This window comes from Algoriphagus chordae (assembly GCF_003254055.1).
Classification (GTDB): domain Bacteria; phylum Bacteroidota; class Bacteroidia; order Cytophagales; family Cyclobacteriaceae; genus Algoriphagus; species Algoriphagus chordae.
This window is the reverse complement of record NZ_QKZT01000014.1, coordinates 77324-94773: the sequence shown is the minus strand read 5'-3', so window position 1 is coordinate 94773 and position 17450 is coordinate 77324. Positions and strand designations below refer to the sequence as shown.

The window sequence follows — 17450 nt, the reverse complement described above, 5'->3', positions numbered from 1 at the left end:
ATATATGAACAAGCCTAATTCAATACTAGTAAAGATTGTTTTAGGCGTGTTTTTGTTTTTAGGTGGAAGCCTGTCTTTTGGGCAGGCAATTTTTAAAGGCACCATTGTAGATATTGAAACCGATGAAGCCATTCCATATGCTACTGTTTTTTTAGCTAATACCACGATTGGCGCATCTACTGATGAGAAGGGGAAATTTTCTCTTTATATGCCAGAGGGAAACTATGAAGTAATAATTCGAATGTTAGGCTACGAAGGCATTACATTCAATTTGCCCGCATCCATGGTGCAGCCTCAAGGATATAAATTCATGCTGGTAGCAGTGGATGAAGAGTTGGAACAGTTGGATGTAAAAGAATCTCGCGATCCTGCTTGGTATAGAAATTTGGATGATTTTAAGAGATATTTTTTAGGAACATCGCTGAACAGTAGGTCTACCGTGATATTAAATGAGATGTCCATGATTCTAGACGATCAGTCAGAACCAGGTAAATTGATAGCTTCCTCCCGGGATATTCTAAAACTAGAAACCACTAATCTGGGGTATAGGCTGGACTATTTGCTTAATGATTTTCGCTATGACTATAGAGGTGGTTTGGTTACTTACAGTGGATTTCCACTTTTTATTCCGGATACTACGCTCTCAAAGAGGAAGCAGCGAAGGGTAGAACGTAATCGTTTGGAGGCATATTATGGAAGTATGCAGCATTTTATTCGTTCGCTTTATTATGGAAAAACGGTTGCTGAGGGTTACGAGATTAGAAGATTTTACCGAAAGGAGGATCCTGAGCATGCCGGGAAATTCATAGATAGCGTGGCAACTGAGCCCATTACCTCTCTTGCTATTATGAAAAACAGGGATAGAAGAGAATTTTTGGAGTTCTCCGATTATATCCTTGTCACCTACCAAAATGAGAGTGAAAGTCCATTATACGTACAAGGAATGGGGAGAGGAACTCGAAAAAGTCAAACCTCAATCATGAGTTTGACGGTAGATTCAGTGGAGATTTTTGAAAATGGTAGCCTTTCAGATCCATTTGGGATAGTGGTGGAAGGTTATATCGGATGGGAAAGAGTGGGAGACCTACTTCCTATAGATTATTACCCGGAGACAGAGCCTAAAAGAGGATTGCAGTAGCTTTAGTGCATTTGTAAACTTACTTCAAAAAATCTGGGTCTTTGTAGCTAGGTTTTGGGTATGTGTAGAATCCTTCACCTGATTTAACACCAAGTTTACCTTGATCTAAATAGCTTTTGAGAAGTGCTGCAAATGCACGTGAAGCTGGATTTCTTTTGGTGCTAGTGATATGCCATGCCGTATCCAAACCCACATTGTCTAGAATACCGAATGGCCCTGCAGTCATACCGAAGTTTATCATCCAGGATTTATCAATAGCTTCTACTTCCGCGATTTCACCCGTGACTAATCTTCCTGCAGCATCGATCCATGCGATCAATAAGGTATTGAAAATATAACCTGAATGTTCTTTTTTGACCAAAATAGGCACTTGTTTGAGCTTTCTGCCGAGCTTTTCCAAGATAGTAATCACTTCTGAGGAAGTACCTGGGTGCGGCATAATATCCACTACCTTGGAATAGAAAACATCATGGAAATGAAAGGCACAAAATTTCTCTGGCCTTCCCGATATTTCGGCAAATTGAGAGGGAAGTAGGTAAGAGGTATTGGTGGTAAAAATTGTGTGCGCCGGAGCTATTTCGCCGATTTCCTGCCAAACCTTGGTTTTTATCTCTAGATCTTCAATCACACTTTCGCTGATCAGATCAACATCTTGAAGGGCTAGATTCAAATATTCAGTAAAAAAAATTCTTTCTAAGGATTGCTTACCCTCATCTCCTGTTAGCTGCTGGGTTCGAGTCAGATGTACCAGCAATTTTTCCATTGACTTCAATGATCTAGCTAGGATTTTATCATTTACATCATACATATTTACCTGATACCCTGAAATAGCAGCTTGTAAGCCTATTTTAGTTCCTAGGTTTCCTGCACCTATAATACCGATTGTAGAAATATTCATTAAGAATTGATTCCTTGTGAATTAAATAGTGAAGCCGCCATCTGCCGTAAATACTGCACCGGTGGTGTAGGAAGATGCTGGGGATGCTAAGAACAAAGCCAGAGCTCCTATTTCTTCTGTGGTTCCTACTCTTTTGATCGGGAGCTTTTTCATCACCATACTCATTATTTTCTCATTGGACCACAGCGGTTCTGAGAATTTGGTTTGGATCAAACCTGGGCAGATTACGTTGACGCGGATTTTGGCTTCTCCCCATTCTTTGGCTAGCACCTTTGTCATTGAGATCAAAGCAGCTTTACTCACGCTGTAGATTCCTAATCCTGGTTCAGGGGAAACTCCTCCTATGGAACTGATATTGATAACTGCGGGATTGGAAGATTTACGAAGATGTGGCCAACAAAGCTTCGATAGTTCAAATGGAGCCTTCAGGTTTACATTCATGATTTTGTCATAAGCTTCCGAACTTGTTTCGTGCACAGGACCAAAGACTGGACTTGTAGCAGCGTTATTAACCAACACATCAAGCTGTCCACAGGATTTAATAGTTTTCTCAACCAACTTTGGGAGCTCTTCCATGTTTCCTACGTTGCAGGCTATTCCTATAGCTTCATATCCTTTAGCTCTGAGCTTAGCCGCCATTTCATCGACTGCTTCTTGCTTACGGCTACAGAGAACGACTTTTGCGCCAGCTGCGGCATAAATTTCAGCTATGCTAAAACCAATTCCTTTACTGGCACCAGTGATTAGGGCAACCTTTCCATCGAGGGAAAATAGAGATGATAGATCCATAAGTAGCGTTGTTTTCTTTTTTCAAGATAAAAAAAGATAAAGAGTAAGCCTGAACGAAGAGAGATTATTCTTAGTTAAACCAATAATAATTACCAAACTCAAATTTCAGATAACTATGAAAGAAGTAATTTTTGATAAAGTAGGAATGCCTGAGGATGTTTTGCAAGTGAAAGAATCTCCTGCTCCGGAGCCACAAGCACATGAGGTTCAGATAGAGGTGAAGGCTAGAAATATCAATCCCTCAGATTTGATGTTTATTCAAGGACGTTACGGTATTCAGCCTCAATTGCCCAGTAGTGCAGGTTTTGAAGCTGCGGGAATCGTAAGTATGGCTGATGCAGAAGGTTTGTTGCCTGTAGGAACTCGTGTGATGTTTACTGCTCAGGGTACCAATACTGGTACTTGGAGGGAGTATATCACGCTTCCAGCCAAACAAGTGATTCCTATGCCAGAAGGAATGTCCTTCGATGTAGCATGTCAAGCTTTTGTAAATCCTGTGACTGCTGTCGCAATGGTAAATAAATCTCAGTTGAAAGCTGGAGAATGGTTGCTGCTAACTGCTGGAGCTTCTGCTTTTGGCAAATTTGCTATACAAGTGGCGAAAGCCAAAGGCATTAAAGTGGCATGTACTGTACGCCACGATGAGCAGAAAGCATATTTAGCTGAACTCGGAGCGGACTTAGTGGTTAATACCGAAAAGGAAGATCTTAGAAAAGTAATCACTGAAGTAGTGGGTGAAGGCGTGTCTGCGGTTTTTGATGCAGTCGGCGGCGAGCTAGGAGCAAAAGCCTTAAGTTGTGTGAAGCAGCTAGGCACCATGTATGTTTTTGGGGTCTTGAGTTTACAAGATATGCCTCTAAATACAGGATTGATGATTTTCAAGGAAGTTAGCGTGGAAGGATTTTGGTTAAGTTCTGTGTTGCAGAGAATTTCCAAAGAAGATAGAGCGAAGCTTTACAAGGAGACTCAAGCATTTCTGATGGATGAAGATTCCAAGGCAGAAGTGGCTGAGAGATTCCCGCTTACTGAAGTGAAAGCTGCAATTGCGGCTTATAATAAACCAGGAAGGAATGGAAAAATCCTTTTGGTAAGTTAATTTATTTGAAATAGTTCTTCATAAAAAAAGGGATTCCCCATCTTTGCATTTCAAATCAAAAATACTGAAAAGGATGAATTGGGATACGCTGGATAAAGAGCTTACCGAAATAGTAGAAAAAAGAAATCAGCTAGCCGCTATGGATTATAGCGACGAAAGCTATGATGATCTGGAAGAAGCGCTTCATGACTTGGAGGATGATTTCAATGAAAACTATGAGGACAGGCTCGAATCTGAAATCGAAAAAATTCAGAATAAAATCAAGTCTGACACTGATATTCTACTACCAACGGCCTATATCGCTAATGCTTACAAACCACTACTTCCTGATGCTAATGGCGTCATAAGTTACGAGGTAGCCGGCCAGCAGGGAGTACCTGTTGAGTCAGAACAGTTTGATAAGCAGGATGTTCGCATTGTGTTGATACCAAATCCAGCTCGATTTGTGATGCTGATCAACGGTAGACAATTGAAGGATCTTTGGAGAAGTAGATAATTTTAGTAGGGAAATATGAGTTTCGAGATCTTAGATTTTAGAATCAAGAAACTTGATATAGGATATAATTGATTTGAAAAACCTGGCGTATTGCCGGGTTTTTCTGTTTAAACGTTGTTTTGTCCACACATATAAGTAGATGCGATTTAAGGAGAATTCAGTCCTAATTTATCAAAATGAAAAAGTAACTTCATGGATAGGATGAATTGACTTATCAAAGAGTAGGAAAATATAAACTGATGAATTCAAAAAGAGTAGTAATTACGGGTTTGGGAGCACTATCTGCTCTAGGAAATGATGTGACATCAAACTGGGAAAATGCTAAGCAGGGTAAAAGCGGTGCTGCTGCAATATCTTATTTTAATGCGGAAAAGTTCAAAACCCGATTTGCTTGTCAGATCCCAAATTTCGATCCGAGCCAAAGACTAGATCGAAACGAGATCAAAAGGTCAGATTTGTACACTCAATATGCGCTTTATACGGCAGCCGAAGCCATGGAAGATGCAGGTTTGGAGCTGTCACAGTTAGAATCTCCTTTTGATGCGGGAGTAATCTGGGGAACAAGTCAAGGCGGGATGAATACCTTTGAAAAGGAGATGAAGGAGTTTGTTGGCAATGATTTGAGTCCACGGTTCAATCCATTCTTTATTCCTAAATACTTGATAAATATGGCTTCGGGTGTGATTTCTATGAAGTTTGGCTTTATGGGCATCAACTATACTTCGGTCACCGCTTGTGCTTCTTCAAACTCAGCAATCATGGATGCTTTCAACTACATCAAGTGGGGGAAAGCTAAAGTGATCATCACTGGTGGTTCGGATTCTCCGATTACCGAGGCTTCAATGGGAGGATTTAATGCATTGAAAGCACTGTCTACAAGAAACGAAAGTCCTCAGTCAGCCTCAAGACCCTTTGATGCAGATCGGGATGGTTTTGTGATGGGAGAGGGAGCGGCAGCGTTAATACTGGAAGAATATGAGCATGCTAAAAAACGAGGTGCAAAAATCTATGGGGAACTGGTTGGCGCAGCGATGACAGCAGATGCTTATCATTTGACAGCAACACATCCAGAGGGAGCAGGAGCAAAGCATTGCATGAAGTTAGCTTTGGAGGAAGCTGGATTGAAGATTCAGGATGTGGATTACTTAAATGCTCATGCTACTTCTACACCTACAGGAGATCTGAGTGAGATTAAGGCTATTTCTAGCTTGCTTGATGGTAAGTATGACCACTTACATATCTCTGCTACCAAATCTATGACAGGACATTTGCTAGGAGCTGCAGGAGCTGTTGAGGCGATCTTCTGTGTCAAGGCTATCAATGAAGGCCTTGTTCCTCCTACGATCAATACTGAAACCCTAGATCCTGCTATTCCTGAGGGAATTCAAATAGTCACCAAGACGGCAATTGAGAAAAAAATTAAAGTTGCTTTGAGCAATACCTTCGGCTTTGGTGGGCATAATGCCACAGTAGTTTTCAAAGAATTTGTTTAGCTACTTTTTAATCAGTATACATTTTTGACCCAGCTTATCCCTTTATGAAACGCATTTTAATTTTCTGCCTATTTCTTGTTTTTAGCATTCACATGAATGGAGTTGCTCAAGTGAAAAAAGCCAAACATGTAATCTTAATAGGCTTCGATGGATTAGGTTCCTACGCAATCCCGAAGGCGAATATGCCGAACCTTAAAAAACTAATGGAAAGCGGTTCACATTCCCTGGAGGCTAGGGCAGTTTTGCCCTCTTCAAGCGCGGTGAATTGGGCTTCTATGTTGATGGGAGCTGGGCCTACCGTGCATGGTTTCACAGAATGGGGAAGTAAAACTCCTGAGATTCCTCCTTATGAAGTGACTAAGTATGGGATATTTCCATCTATTTTCTCTTTGATCAGAGATCAAAAGCCAAGCGTGAAAACTGCTGCAATTTACAACTGGGATGGTATCGGGTATTTGATTGAAAAGGATGCGATCGATGTAGTTTATCATGGAGAGACCCAAGAACTTTGCTTAGACAAAACCATAGAAACTATTCTTGAGGGTGAAACTACCTTTATGTTTTTACATCTAGACGAGCCAGATGGTGTTGGTCATAATATCGGTCATGATACACCTGAATACTACAAAGAATTGGAGAATGTAGATGCGAAGATTGGACAGTTAGTAGCTGCAGTAAAAGAGTCTGGACTTGCAGATGAAACAATTATTATGATTTCATCTGATCATGGAGGAATAGAAAAGGGACATGGGGGAAAATCCTTGGAGGAACTTTATATTCCTTGGCTGATCTCAGGACCTGGGGTAAAGGAAAATCATAAAATTACAGATCTGATCATGACCTATGACACTGGTGCAACTATCGCTTGGATCTTGGGTTTGAAGATGCCACAAAGCTGGAGAGGGAAACCTGTGGGAGACAGCTTTAAGTCTTTTTGAAATAGGTCTAAAACTAACTAGTATTAAGGTTGTTAACTAGCATAAACAGATGATGAAATTTTTTAAAATAGTATCCTTAGGATTAATATTCATCAGTTTTTCTGGATTTTCCCAGCAGCCTAATATCCTCTGGATTACCATAGAAGACACTTCCCCGCAGTTTATTGGGAGCTATGGGAATGAAAACGCGAGGACTCCTGTAATGGATAAATTTACGCAAGAAGGAGTTCGATTTACCAATGCTTTTTCTACAGGTACGGTTTGTTCACCGAGCAGAACAGCGATTATCACAGGTGTGAAAACCTATGAATTGGGTACAGGAAATCATAGAAGTAAATACGCAATCCCTTCTGAGATCAAAGGATTCCCTTATTATTTGCAGCAGGCAGGCTACTATGTCACCAACAATAGTAAGACGGATTACAATGTAGCCAATGAGAAAGCCTTCATTGCAGAAGCTTGGGATGAAAGCTCCAACAAAGCTGGATGGTGGGATAGAGCTGAAGAGCAGCCATTTTTTGCAGTATTCAATTACAATGAATCCCATCAATCTCGTACCATGACTAATCCATACGAGTGGTATGTGGAGGAAGTGTTGGAGAAATTGTCGGAGGAAGAAAGAATACGAGAGGATGAATTTGAAATGCCTCCTTTCTATCGGGACAGCCCGGAAATGCGGAAGCAAATGGCTAGAGTTTACAATAGCCTCAAACTCACCGATAATCGAATCGGAGAACTCATCGCAAGACTGGAATCTGATGGGCTTTTGGATGAGACTATCATTTTCATCTTTGCAGATCATGGAGAAGGCATGCCCAGAGGTAAAACCAATGGAATTAACTTTGGTTACCGAGTTCCTTTCACGATTTGGTTTCCACCGAAATATGAACATTTATCGCCTTGGGGAACGGGTGCAAGCTCGGATGAACTTGTCAGCTTTGAGGATTTGGCACCAACGCTGATTAGCTTGGTTGGAGAGAAAGTGCCAAAGTATATGAGGGGAAGAGTATTGCTTGGAGATGAAAGTGATGCTGGTGTTGATCAGCTGTTTCTATCTTCAGATCGCTCGGACAATGGGATAGATATGGTTCGCACTGTGACCAATGGCAGGTATGTGTATTCAAGGAATTTCATGCCCTTTATGCCAGAAGCGAGATACATCCGGTATATGGAGATCGGAGAGATCAAGCAGCTGATGAGGACTGACTATGAAAACGATGCATTAGATTCTTTGCAAAGAAGCCTATTCGAACCTCGCGTGGCTGAGGTACTTTACGATATTGAAAATGACCTATGGGAAACGAGTAACTTAATTGATCAGCCTGAGTATAGAGAGTTGGTTGAAGAGATGAGATCTGCACTTGATGCACATGTGTTGGAACAAAAAGATGTCATGTTCCTGCCTGAATTCGAATTAGATAATATTTCGAAAACATCCACACCGTACGAGTTTCGTCAGGACCTAGATCAGTATCCAATAGAGCAGATTTATGAGGTTGCTAAACTTTCGGGCTTTAGAAGCAAAGAAGTTATGCTGCAACAGTTGGAGATCTTGAAATCGGATAATGAAATGCTCCGGTACTGGGCAGCGATAGGCTTGAGATCTCAAGAAAAGGAAATGCTTTTGCCATTTGCGGATCAGTTGACAAACGGTCTAAATGATAAGTATGCGCCTGTTTCGATTATTTTGGCAGCCATTCTATATGAATTGAATCAAAGTAACGAAGCAACTGATTTGCTCAAAAGATCACTACTTCACCCGAACAAGCATCTGGCCCTAATGACAATCAATTACCTGCTTTACAGTGATTATAAGTCTCCTTTTGTCCAGCTTATCACTCACGTATATGAGGGGGAAGAAGATTACAACATCTCTGCTGCCAGTAAGGATTTCCTAGGGAGTTTGGGTTTGTTGCCCAATAATTTCCAGTATAGGTAGGGGAATTTACGCTTTATATTGTGCTATGTCATCTATCTAAACTGCTTTGGAATAAGTTCCTGACCAGCGTACTCAGCGATTTCTTTAATTCTCTTTTGTCTAGTCTCATCACGCTTGGCAAGTACTATCCATGACAGTTGTATTTTCTGACGAGATTTGCTCAGACTTTCGAAATACTCTTTTGCGCCAGGATGTTTACTGAATTCAGCATTCAGATCATCAGGGATTATGAGTGCTTCCACAGAATCCAAAATAGTCCAAGAGCCGTTTTTTTTCGCTATTTCAACACAGTTTAAACCCGCCTGTGTCATCAGTCCATTCTCGATCAGGAACTCTATTTTATCCTTGTTGATTTTAGACCAGGTACTATTCTTCTTCCGCTTACTAAAGTATTGGATAGAACGTTCTTCATCCAGCGTCTTTCTCACACTATCTATCCAGCCAAAACAGAGCGCTTCTTCTACTGCATCTGTCCAGCTTAAGTTGAAATTCTTTGAAGAGGTTTTGTAATAAATAAGCCAAATAGATTCCTTGGAAACATGGTTTTGGGCTAGCCATTCTCTCCAATCTTCTCGATTGGTAGGGCAGAAATTATCAGCTTGGATATTTGACATTAATATTTTGACTGTTTAATGGCTGAATTATTCTTCGAAATAATTCATAAAAGGGGCGATTGAATATTCGCTCCTATGGAAATCAATCCAATTTCTCTACACGGGTAGGCGTATCTTTTCCGCTGATAATAGTTTTGCTGCTGAGCGCTATTGCCTTAATTACTTCAGTCATATTGACCATATCCAAGGTGCCGATCTCATCACTTGCTTTATGGTAATTAGGCTCATTGTTCGGAGCTTCTTCCATTTTGGAAGTGGAGATAGTATGAGCTGGAACACCCAGAGCAGCCAAGGTTCTGTTGTCACTGCGGTAGAATAGGTTTTGCTTAGGATACGGATCTGGCTCAAAATGGAATTTAGAGCCGACTAGATTCTTTTGAAGTATTTCTCCCATGGAGCTTTTTTCAAATCCGGTGATATAGGCTGAATTTGGTCCCCACTTGCTATCGGTACCGATCATCTCAATATTGAACATGGCGACTACCTTGTCTGGGTCTAGCTGCTTACTGAAGTAGGTGCTACCAAATCCGCCAGACTCCTCTGCCGTGAAGGCAACAAAGATTAGCGTACGTTCATTGTCTTTTAGCTTATTGAAGTATTTCCCAAGCATCATGACAGCGGTAGTCCCAGCTGCATTGTCGTTGGCACCATTGTAAATACTGTCATTGTTTGCATCAGGTCTGCCTATACCAATGTGATCATAATGTCCTCCAAATACTACATATTCATCCTTCAATGATTTGCCAGGAATCACACCTACGACATTCTGAAGTTTTTGCTCGGTTAGGGTATTTGTGATCTTTAGATCTATAGACTGAGGGTCTAGATTGTCTGTCAGAATAAAAACCTGAGAATACTCAGTTGGAAATTTTGCTCTTCCAGCACTTCTCCCTATTCTGGAAAAAGTACTTGCATGCGCCTGATCGATCAGTACAATTACATTCTTTTCGGTACGGAATAAGGGGAAAACCAATTGGTTGAAATTTGCATCCTTAGCTACCTTTACAACTTCGTAATCTGTAAGTGTATTTATTGCTACAGTTGCAGCTGTAGTATTTACCATTACGTTGCTAGTGCTTAGTGTTTCCTTATCCAAGCTTCCAGTGATTACAGCTGGTGTGGCTTGCAGCATAGTGAAAGTCTGAAGATAGGAGTCGTTGTCACCGAAAAACTCTAAGCCACTTTTCTTAAACTCATCAGCTATAAAATCAGCAGCCTTGTCCAGTTCTGGGCTGAAAAGTTGCCTGCCTTTCATATCGTCAGCAGATAATATTGTCTCGATACGTTCTACTTCGGATACATTAATTATAGAGCCGATTTTTGGGGTACAGGAATACAAAGCCGTACCTAGGATGGTGAGGGAAAGCAGTATTTTTTTCATTTGGGCAATGGGTAAGTATTATAAGGGGTTGTAGGGTAAAGATTGTCTTTTTCTATCAGAATTAATATTTGTTTTGATGAATGGAGCGTCTAGAGGCAGATAGCGTCTCTGGAGAATTTCACATCTTTCACTTATTAAATAGTCTAGCTATCTCTGCTTAAAATCTCAGATAGCTCTATCGCACATCCCCAAGCTACTGTAAATCCTGCTCCTCCATGGCCATAATTATGGAATACATTAGGGTGCTTTGGATCAAATTCAAATCGAACAGCGCTTCTTCTAGGCCTCAATCCAACGATGACTTCTAGCACTTCAGGATTCTGAGAAATACCAGATGCCTTTAGCCTACTAAGGATTAATTCAGTGTCAGCAAGATCGATTGATTCATTCCAATCATCTTCATAGTCTGTGCCGCCGATTACTGAATCTCCGCTTCTATTAATCAGGTAGCTAAGTGCACCTTTTTTAGTGGGATTGGCAAAGGAAGCGACATCCATTTTCTTGCAGCGAAGAATTTGACCTCGCATAGGATGCAAATCATCATCCTTGCAGAGCGATTTGGCTCCCAAACCTGTGCAATTGATTACCAAACTATCCAAAGTACTTAGTTCTTCCAATGTTGAAATCTCCTGCTCTTGATACCTGCCTCCCTTTGCTATAAATCGCTCGAAAAGATGCGGCAAGTATAAAAGAGGTTGGGCCAAAGGAACTTCAGAGACAATAGCCATTTCTATTCCTGTTGGAAGTTCTTCTGGCCTCGCTTTCCTTACTTTTCCTGCTGGGAGTTGACTCGTCCAATCAATATTACTTTCAGGTGTGTAGGCTGTGATAAAAGAAATGAATTTCACTCCATTTCCTTCCATTACCTCTGCTTGATAGCGCTGGTAAGCCAAAGTCGCCCAGGTATTGGTTTTTTCTTTGGGATGAATTTCAAAAGGAAACCAGATTGCTCCAACCTTGGAAGATAAAGTCATATCAAAAGGAGCTTTTGAAATCAGCTTCACATCAAAACCTACTTCCTGAAGGAGTATGGCGGATGTCAAACCTATTATTCCTGAACCTACGACGGTGACTGAATCCATCAGCGATTTATTTCTTAATTGCAGTGAAAGTCCCGTTTGGCTGAATTAGCAGCATGTTTAAGACTCCTTCTTTTTCTTCAAATCGCACTTTGTAGCCTGATAATCCTTTGATGATAAACTCATTTTCTTGCGTAGGGGTAAGCGAGTATTCAGGCTGTCCTGGGACGAGTAGCGTTAACGTTTCATTCTTCTTGGAAACTTTTAGATCTGTGCCTGATAGGGAATAAGTACCTACATAGGAGTCCAGTGTTTCGGCAGAAACTTTAGCTTCTTCTGGTGAACGTTTGAAAGTAATAGGTTCTAATGTTGGTTCCACCTTCATACTCGCTGACTCAATATCTCCTAGGTCGTTTGAACGAAAATTAAAATTGAGACCCAATCCTGATAAGGTATCGATCTTGTTTTCCTTCACCATAAATGGTTCAAATACATCATAATGCATATGCTTCAAATACATTCTTTCTCTTGGGAATTGAGCCCAGAGCGAATCATTTTCAAATTCAATGTTGAAAGTACCGTAACCTGGTTGATTGTATTTACCAGTATATTCTATTAAACCGTGCGATGGAGTAGTATTTGGGATGATGTTGGATTTCTTCTCTGTTTTAGACTCCTTTTGTTGCTCTTTGGCTTTATTCAGTTTTTCGGAGTAATAGCTCACCCAATCTGTTTTTTCCAAACCCAAAATTTCATCAGAAATCATATTTCTTGCTAGAGTAGGGAGGGCAGAGCCATCTTGATTAGCTAATATGACAATGCCGATACTGTCTGCGGGAAAAAAGGATACGTTGGCTGAGAAACCATCGATATTTCCGCCATGTTCCAGTCTGTAATGTCCTTTGTAGGAAGAAGTGAACCAAGCGTATCCGTAGCTATTCAGATGCTGATCTGGGAATTGCTTGTCTGCGATGCCACCACCAACGAGCATCAAAGGATTGATAGCCTTCGCTACATAAGCTTTTGGGAGGACTTGGTTGTCATTTAGCTTTCCTTCATTTAGCCAAATCTTCAACCAATTCGTCATTTCTTTTACGCTACTATTGATAGCTCCTGCAGGGCTGATCGCTGCGATATTGTAATAGGGCGTGACCTTATTTGTTTCAAACTCTTCCAATACATAACCTTTTGAAATATTGGATTGACTCTCCAGTTCTTTGATACTGGTATTGGAAGTAGTCATGTTCAAGGGTTTGAAAAATCGCTCTTTGATATTGTCTTCCCAGCTTTTACCAGTAAGTTTTTCAGTGATTAAGCCTTGCGCCAAATACATGAAGTTATTGTAAAACCATTGTTCACGAATCCCTGTGAAGGGTTCCTGATATTTTACTCTACTCAACAAACTGTCTTTATCTTCTGTTGGAAACAAATACCAAGAAAGATCATGTCTCGGTAGTCCAGTTCGGTGACTGACCATGTCCAAAATAGTCACCTGATTATTCAACTCATCGTTATAGAATTCTAGTTCAGGAAGATATTTCTTTGGACTATTAGTGAATTTCAAGCCTTTTTCTTCTTCCATTATTCCCAAAAGTGCTACTGTAAAAGCCTTGGATGAGGATCCTATGGCATAAAGTGTATTCTCATCGGCTTTCAACTTATTGTCCAAATCCCGATAACCAAAGCCTTTGGAGTATAGGACTTCGTCGCCTTTCACAATAGCTACCGAAAAGCCAACTGTTTTGGTAGCTTCTTGCAGCTCTTGTAGTTTACTATCAAGCTGTTTACTGTCTAGTTTACTTTGAGCAAAAGTGAGTGTACTGATAAATAGAAAAAGGAGGGAGAAGAGAAGACTGCGCATTATAAGTTGGGTATGGTGCATTAGGGCTTCAAACTCTAGATTTTTTCTGTGAAATTCTAAGTAATGGCTGGATTTTTTTAAGCAATGTGTCACGTCACAGGAATTGTCACTTAAAGCTCATCTGTTTGAGAAGATCTAATTCATTGGATAAGAATCTATTCAGTAATAAGGATAGGTTGGAGCCAAAAAAGCAGTTGAATGGTCTGTTGGACACAGACCAGGGTTGAGAAAAATCAGCGTGGTGCAGAGGGACTGCTTGGTTTTTATTCCTTAAAATCCAAGCAGCCTTGCCTCCGACTTCTCTCCACACAAAATCTTGTAGGGGTTAAGATTTTCTTCTCCTTTATAACGTGGGCTTGGGGCAGACAAGTCTCCAGAGTATCTTTTAAAAAGCTTAAAGAGTGTTAATTGAAAAAAGGAGGACCTAGAGCTATTTGGAACGCAGCATTTACATGTCTTCGAGAGATAGGGCAATGAATTCTTGGTTGTGATTTTAGATAATTCCCTGATAAAGCTTCGAGATTACAAATCTCGAATAGAAGCATTATTTATTGTAACCCAGGTTACTGTAATGGCCATTACAATAATTTAGATTCATCGGAGGTAATTAAATCTGGCCATTCTCACTCAAATAATCAACAGACCAACTTGTATCCAAAACCTCTCACATTTAGGATCTGAATCTGTGGATCTTCCTGAAGTTTTTTGCGCAGTTTGGTGATAAAAACGTCCATACTTCGGGCATTGAAAAAGTCATCCGACCCCCAAATCTGAGTTAGAATCAAACTACGATCAGTAATCTGATTTGCATTTTCCAAGAGGATTTTAAGCAGTTGAGATTCACGGGCGGTGAGATGGCATTCTACATCTTCCCCTAGTTTTAAAAGTTGTTTGGTAGGGTGGAACTCATACTTCCCCAAAACCAACCAATCTGACTGATTTTGACGGAGTTGTTGTCTATCAAGTTGGGCTTTGATTCGGACGATAAGTTCCTCCATACTGAAGGGTTTACGTACATAATCATTGGCCCCCAGTCCAAAACCTTTGAGCACATCTTCGGTTTGTGATTTTGATGTGAGAAAGATGATAGGAGTGTATGGATCGGTTTTTCGAATTTGTTCTGCAAGGGTAAAACCATCTTTCTTGGGCATCATCACATCCAAGACCAGTACCTCGGGTTTGGACTTTTGATAGCTATCCCAGGCTTGCTGTCCATCGCCACAAAGTGTCACTTGAAAATCTCTACTTTCCAGACTTTCTTGGATGATCATGCCCAAGGCCATTTCATCTTCAGCTAGTAATATTCTGATTTTGCTCATGGCCAAATTGTAATAAATGAGGTGCTTCTTGGGGATGATTCTAATTCGATTTTCCCTGCATGCTTTTCGATGATTTTCTTTACGTAGTATAGCCCGATTCCAAAGCCTTTCACGTCGTGAAGATTTCCTTTTGGGATTCTATAAAACTGCTCAAAAACCCTTTCCTTCTGATCAGGACTGATATTCCCGCCATTGTCCCAAATCCGAATTCGAGTACTCGCACCCTGGTCTACAGTGATGCGAACTTCATCACCGCCATACTTGAGTGCATTGTCTACTAAATTGGAAAGCGCATTTTCGAAGTGAAAAGGATCAACATGAATAGGAGATATTTTGGAAGGGAGTACAAGTTCGATTTCCTTTTCGGGAGATAAAGTTTGGAACTTCTGTACCAAAGATCTGAGGACCGGCATAGGATCAATTTCCTCTTTTTGTAAAATAAACTGCTCCGAATCCAGCGTGGCAGTTTCCAGAAGTTTCTCCACCATCAAGTTCAATTTGAGCATTTGACCTTTGGAAATTCCCAGGTACTTTTTGGTCTTCTCTGGGTTGTTCTCAGGATTGAATTGTTCGATTCCCTCTATGGCAGAGAGTGTGGTAGCAATTGGAGTTTTGAATTCGTGGGTGATGTTGCCGATCAGATCCTCCTTGATTTCCGCGATTTCCTTTTGGTTTTTGATCGTTTGGTAGAGGTAATAAAATGCCCCTGCAATGATCAGGAGAAAGATTATTGACATAAGAATGTCCACTACACCTCGCTTCAAAACTGTGAGTGCTGTGTTTTCAAAGTACATCTCAAGCTTTTGCCCACGAGGCAAGAAGGTCGATTTGGAAGCTGTGGAAAAGGGCATTTCCGTCAAAGCGGGATAATTAAACGATCCTGCGATGGTGTCGTGCTCGTAGTGAAGCAGCCCATAGTTTATCGCGATTTCCTTTCTATCCAATTCATCCTTTACAAGCGTACTTATTTTTTCAAAATCCAGAGAATCACGAGTTATCGAAATAATGATCCGATTCGTGAGGAGTTTTAGATTACTTACGCTATCTGCGGCATTCAGACCGCGAAAAATATTGATGCTTTGAATCTGATCTGGATTGATGTTATTCAGTGTGTCTGTATGCGTATGAAAGCTGAGGTTCTTGCTTTCTTTCAGATCTCCAAACCATTCAACACTCGAAGTGTCTCCAGATTCCATTTTCTCTAGAGTCTTCATAAGTATTTTACTTTCTCCAATATTTTTGAAGAAGTCATTCTCTGTAGAATCTAAATCTGCTGTTTTTCCAGCCTTGAATACTAAGCCTGAAGATCTATTTTCAGTCAACGTAATCACATCAGTTTTGGCCAAATCAGCAAAGTATACCTCCAGTGCATTATCCAAACTTTGCTGGATATCTGCTGTTAATTGACTTTCGTTCTGTTTGTACTGCGTGTAGTTTCTATAAATCTGCACGCATATACTCACCAACAAGGTGAGAGCAATCAGAAGACCTATTCGCTTGAATTGTAGCTTTTTCACAGTGCTAAAGTATAGGCTAAGAAATTTAGAAATTTGAATGTTAACACACGTTAACACTGCTTAACTCAGTTGTAGGGGGAGTTTGTATTGGTTTGTAGCAACTAATTTACTGCTATGAACTTACGATTACTATTTCTCGCCTTCGCCCTAATGGGCTCGATTATTACTGCCACAGCTCAAGGCCTTACTGGCCGAGCTTTTTACAAATCCTCTTCAAGTTTTAAGATTTCAATGGACAGTTCCAAAATGGCTCCGGAAGTCATGGCGGATCTTCAGAAGCAATTGAAGAAGCAGATGGAACGTGAGTATGTACTTTCTTTTTCGCAGACTGAATCTAACTGGAAGCAGGTAGAAAGTCTAGGTGCTGGCCCAGCTACTGCCTCTTCAGGTGGAGCAAGTATTGTGATAAATACTGGAAATCAGGATCGACTTTTATATAAGAATGTTGCCGAGCAGAATTATATCAAGGAAGAGGATCTGATGGGTAAAGGGTTTCTAGTGAAGGACAGTTTAAGAAATTACGACTGGGAATTGACTGGAGAAAGCAAAACGATAGGAGATTATACCTGCCAAAAAGCGATCTATTCTAGAATCGTCGATAGCAAAGTTTTCTCTATGGGCAAGGATGAAATGGAGGCTAGCAAAGACACTGTTAACGTGACGGCTTGGTTTACTATGCAAATTCCTGTGAGCCATGGTCCTGATGATTTTTGGGGATTACCGGGCTTGATACTTGAGTTGCAAAACAATGGAATGACCTACATCGCTGAACGCATTGTCCTAAATCCAAATGAGAAAGTGGAAATAGAAATCCCTAAAAAGGGAGAAATGATCAGTAGTGAAGATTATAAAACACTTTCCGAAGAGAAAATGCAGGAGATGATGAAAAGGTATTCCGGTAAGCCTGGCAATGGAAATGAGGTGGTTATCAAAATCGGGAATTGATCGCTTC

15 protein-coding genes are annotated in these 17450 nt (G+C 40.6%); 7 read left to right on the top strand and 8 right to left on the bottom strand.

Annotated elements, in window-relative coordinates; genetic code table 11:
• The first annotated feature begins 4 nt into the window (after window positions 1-4).
• Entirely contained in the window at window positions 5-1138 is a 1134-nt protein-coding gene (locus LV85_RS15275; protein ID WP_111320967.1) for a carboxypeptidase-like regulatory domain-containing protein, read from the top strand.
• A 19-nt stretch (window positions 1139-1157) separates the two neighbouring features.
• Here LV85_RS15275 and LV85_RS15270 read toward each other — a convergent pair whose 3' ends face one another.
• Together LV85_RS15270 and LV85_RS15265 are read right to left on the bottom strand one after the other, a co-directional pair.
• Window positions 1158-2036 carry a 3-hydroxyacyl-CoA dehydrogenase gene (locus LV85_RS15270; protein WP_111320965.1) on the bottom strand — a complete coding sequence of 293 codons (879 nt, stop codon included), beginning with the start codon at window positions 2034-2036 and terminating at the stop codon, window positions 1158-1160.
• Window positions 2037-2057: 21 nt separating this feature from the next.
• Window positions 2058-2825: an SDR family NAD(P)-dependent oxidoreductase gene (locus LV85_RS15265; RefSeq protein WP_111320963.1), complete on the bottom strand. Its 768-nt coding sequence runs from the start codon at window positions 2823-2825 to the stop codon at window positions 2058-2060.
• A gap of 115 nt (window positions 2826-2940) precedes the next feature.
• Between LV85_RS15265 and LV85_RS15260 the strand changes: the two genes are divergently transcribed.
• The 5 genes from LV85_RS15260 (at window position 2941) to LV85_RS15240 (ending at window position 8787) form a co-directional block, all read left to right on the top strand.
• Window positions 2941-3921: a zinc-dependent alcohol dehydrogenase family protein gene (locus LV85_RS15260; RefSeq protein WP_111320961.1), complete on the top strand. Its 981-nt coding sequence runs from the start codon at window positions 2941-2943 to the stop codon at window positions 3919-3921.
• Window positions 3922-3994: 73 nt separating this feature from the next.
• A complete protein-coding gene (locus tag LV85_RS15255; RefSeq protein WP_111320959.1) occupies window positions 3995-4417 on the top strand; it encodes a hypothetical protein in 423 nt (140 codons plus the stop codon).
• A gap of 239 nt (window positions 4418-4656) precedes the next feature.
• A complete protein-coding gene (fabF, locus tag LV85_RS15250; RefSeq protein WP_111321041.1) occupies window positions 4657-5910 on the top strand; it encodes a beta-ketoacyl-ACP synthase II in 1254 nt (417 codons plus the stop codon).
• 44 nt (window positions 5911-5954) lie between these two features.
• Window positions 5955-6848 carry an alkaline phosphatase gene (locus LV85_RS15245; RefSeq protein ID WP_111320957.1) on the top strand — a complete coding sequence of 298 codons (894 nt, stop codon included), beginning with the start codon at window positions 5955-5957 and terminating at the stop codon, window positions 6846-6848.
• Between the two features lie 49 nt (window positions 6849-6897).
• Window positions 6898-8787: a sulfatase family protein gene (locus tag LV85_RS15240; RefSeq protein WP_245942325.1), complete on the top strand. Its 1890-nt coding sequence runs from the start codon at window positions 6898-6900 to the stop codon at window positions 8785-8787.
• Between the two features lie 32 nt (window positions 8788-8819).
• On the opposite strand, the gene LV85_RS15235 is transcribed toward LV85_RS15240, so the two are convergent.
• From LV85_RS15235 to LV85_RS15210, 6 genes are all read right to left on the bottom strand, one after another.
• Window positions 8820-9401, bottom strand: a complete 582-nt coding sequence (locus LV85_RS15235) for a YdeI/OmpD-associated family protein (protein WP_111320955.1) — start codon at window positions 9399-9401, stop codon at window positions 8820-8822.
• An 82-nt stretch (window positions 9402-9483) separates the two neighbouring features.
• Entirely contained in the window at window positions 9484-10782 is a 1299-nt protein-coding gene (locus LV85_RS15230; RefSeq protein WP_111320953.1) for a M28 family peptidase, read from the bottom strand.
• Between the two features lie 143 nt (window positions 10783-10925).
• Complete coding sequence (locus tag LV85_RS15225) at window positions 10926-11864, bottom strand: FAD-dependent oxidoreductase (RefSeq protein WP_111320951.1); 939 nt, start codon at window positions 11862-11864, stop codon at window positions 10926-10928.
• A gap of 7 nt (window positions 11865-11871) precedes the next feature.
• Entirely contained in the window at window positions 11872-13662 is a 1791-nt protein-coding gene (locus tag LV85_RS15220; RefSeq protein WP_111320949.1) for a serine hydrolase, read from the bottom strand.
• Window positions 13663-14297: 635 nt separating this feature from the next.
• Window positions 14298-14981 (bottom strand): response regulator transcription factor, encoded by a 684-nt coding sequence (locus LV85_RS15215; protein WP_111320947.1) that lies wholly within the window; start codon window positions 14979-14981, stop codon window positions 14298-14300.
• Window positions 14978-16498, bottom strand: coding sequence for a sensor histidine kinase (locus LV85_RS15210; protein WP_111320945.1), 1521 nt, complete (start codon window positions 16496-16498; stop codon window positions 14978-14980). Before LV85_RS15210 ends, LV85_RS15215 begins: the two co-directional genes overlap by 4 nt.
• Window positions 16499-16612: 114 nt before the next feature.
• Between LV85_RS15210 and LV85_RS15205 the strand changes: the two genes are divergently transcribed.
• Window positions 16613-17443 carry a GLPGLI family protein gene (locus tag LV85_RS15205; protein ID WP_111320943.1) on the top strand — a complete coding sequence of 277 codons (831 nt, stop codon included), beginning with the start codon at window positions 16613-16615 and terminating at the stop codon, window positions 17441-17443.
• Window positions 17444-17450: the final 7 nt, after the last annotated feature.

What these genes read in the sequence shown, in the direction of transcription:
- LV85_RS15205 (WP_111320943.1), top strand. Translation starts at nt 16,613, where the DNA reads ATGAACTTACGATTACTATTTCTCGCCTTCGCCCTAATGGGCTCGATT.
- LV85_RS15260 (WP_111320961.1), top strand. Translation starts at nt 2,941, where the DNA reads ATGAAAGAAGTAATTTTTGATAAAGTAGGAATGCCTGAGGATGTTTTG.
- LV85_RS15270 (WP_111320965.1), bottom strand. Translation starts at nt 2,036, where the DNA reads ATGAATATTTCTACAATCGGTATTATAGGTGCAGGAAACCTAGGAACT.
- LV85_RS15230 (WP_111320953.1), bottom strand. Translation starts at nt 10,782, where the DNA reads ATGAAAAAAATACTGCTTTCCCTCACCATCCTAGGTACGGCTTTGTAT.
- fabF (WP_111321041.1), top strand. Translation starts at nt 4,657, where the DNA reads ATGAATTCAAAAAGAGTAGTAATTACGGGTTTGGGAGCACTATCTGCT.
- LV85_RS15245 (WP_111320957.1), top strand. Translation starts at nt 5,955, where the DNA reads ATGAAACGCATTTTAATTTTCTGCCTATTTCTTGTTTTTAGCATTCAC.
- LV85_RS15225 (WP_111320951.1), bottom strand. Translation starts at nt 11,864, where the DNA reads ATGGATTCAGTCACCGTCGTAGGTTCAGGAATAATAGGTTTGACATCC.
- LV85_RS15265 (WP_111320963.1), bottom strand. Translation starts at nt 2,825, where the DNA reads ATGGATCTATCATCTCTATTTTCCCTCGATGGAAAGGTTGCCCTAATC.
- LV85_RS15215 (WP_111320947.1), bottom strand. Translation starts at nt 14,981, where the DNA reads ATGAGCAAAATCAGAATATTACTAGCTGAAGATGAAATGGCCTTGGGC.
- LV85_RS15220 (WP_111320949.1), bottom strand. Translation starts at nt 13,662, where the DNA reads ATGCGCAGTCTTCTCTTCTCCCTCCTTTTTCTATTTATCAGTACACTC.
- LV85_RS15240 (WP_245942325.1), top strand. Translation starts at nt 6,898, where the DNA reads ATGATGAAATTTTTTAAAATAGTATCCTTAGGATTAATATTCATCAGT.
- LV85_RS15275 (WP_111320967.1), top strand. Translation starts at nt 5, where the DNA reads ATGAACAAGCCTAATTCAATACTAGTAAAGATTGTTTTAGGCGTGTTT.
- LV85_RS15235 (WP_111320955.1), bottom strand. Translation starts at nt 9,401, where the DNA reads ATGTCAAATATCCAAGCTGATAATTTCTGCCCTACCAATCGAGAAGAT.
- LV85_RS15255 (WP_111320959.1), top strand. Translation starts at nt 3,995, where the DNA reads ATGAATTGGGATACGCTGGATAAAGAGCTTACCGAAATAGTAGAAAAA.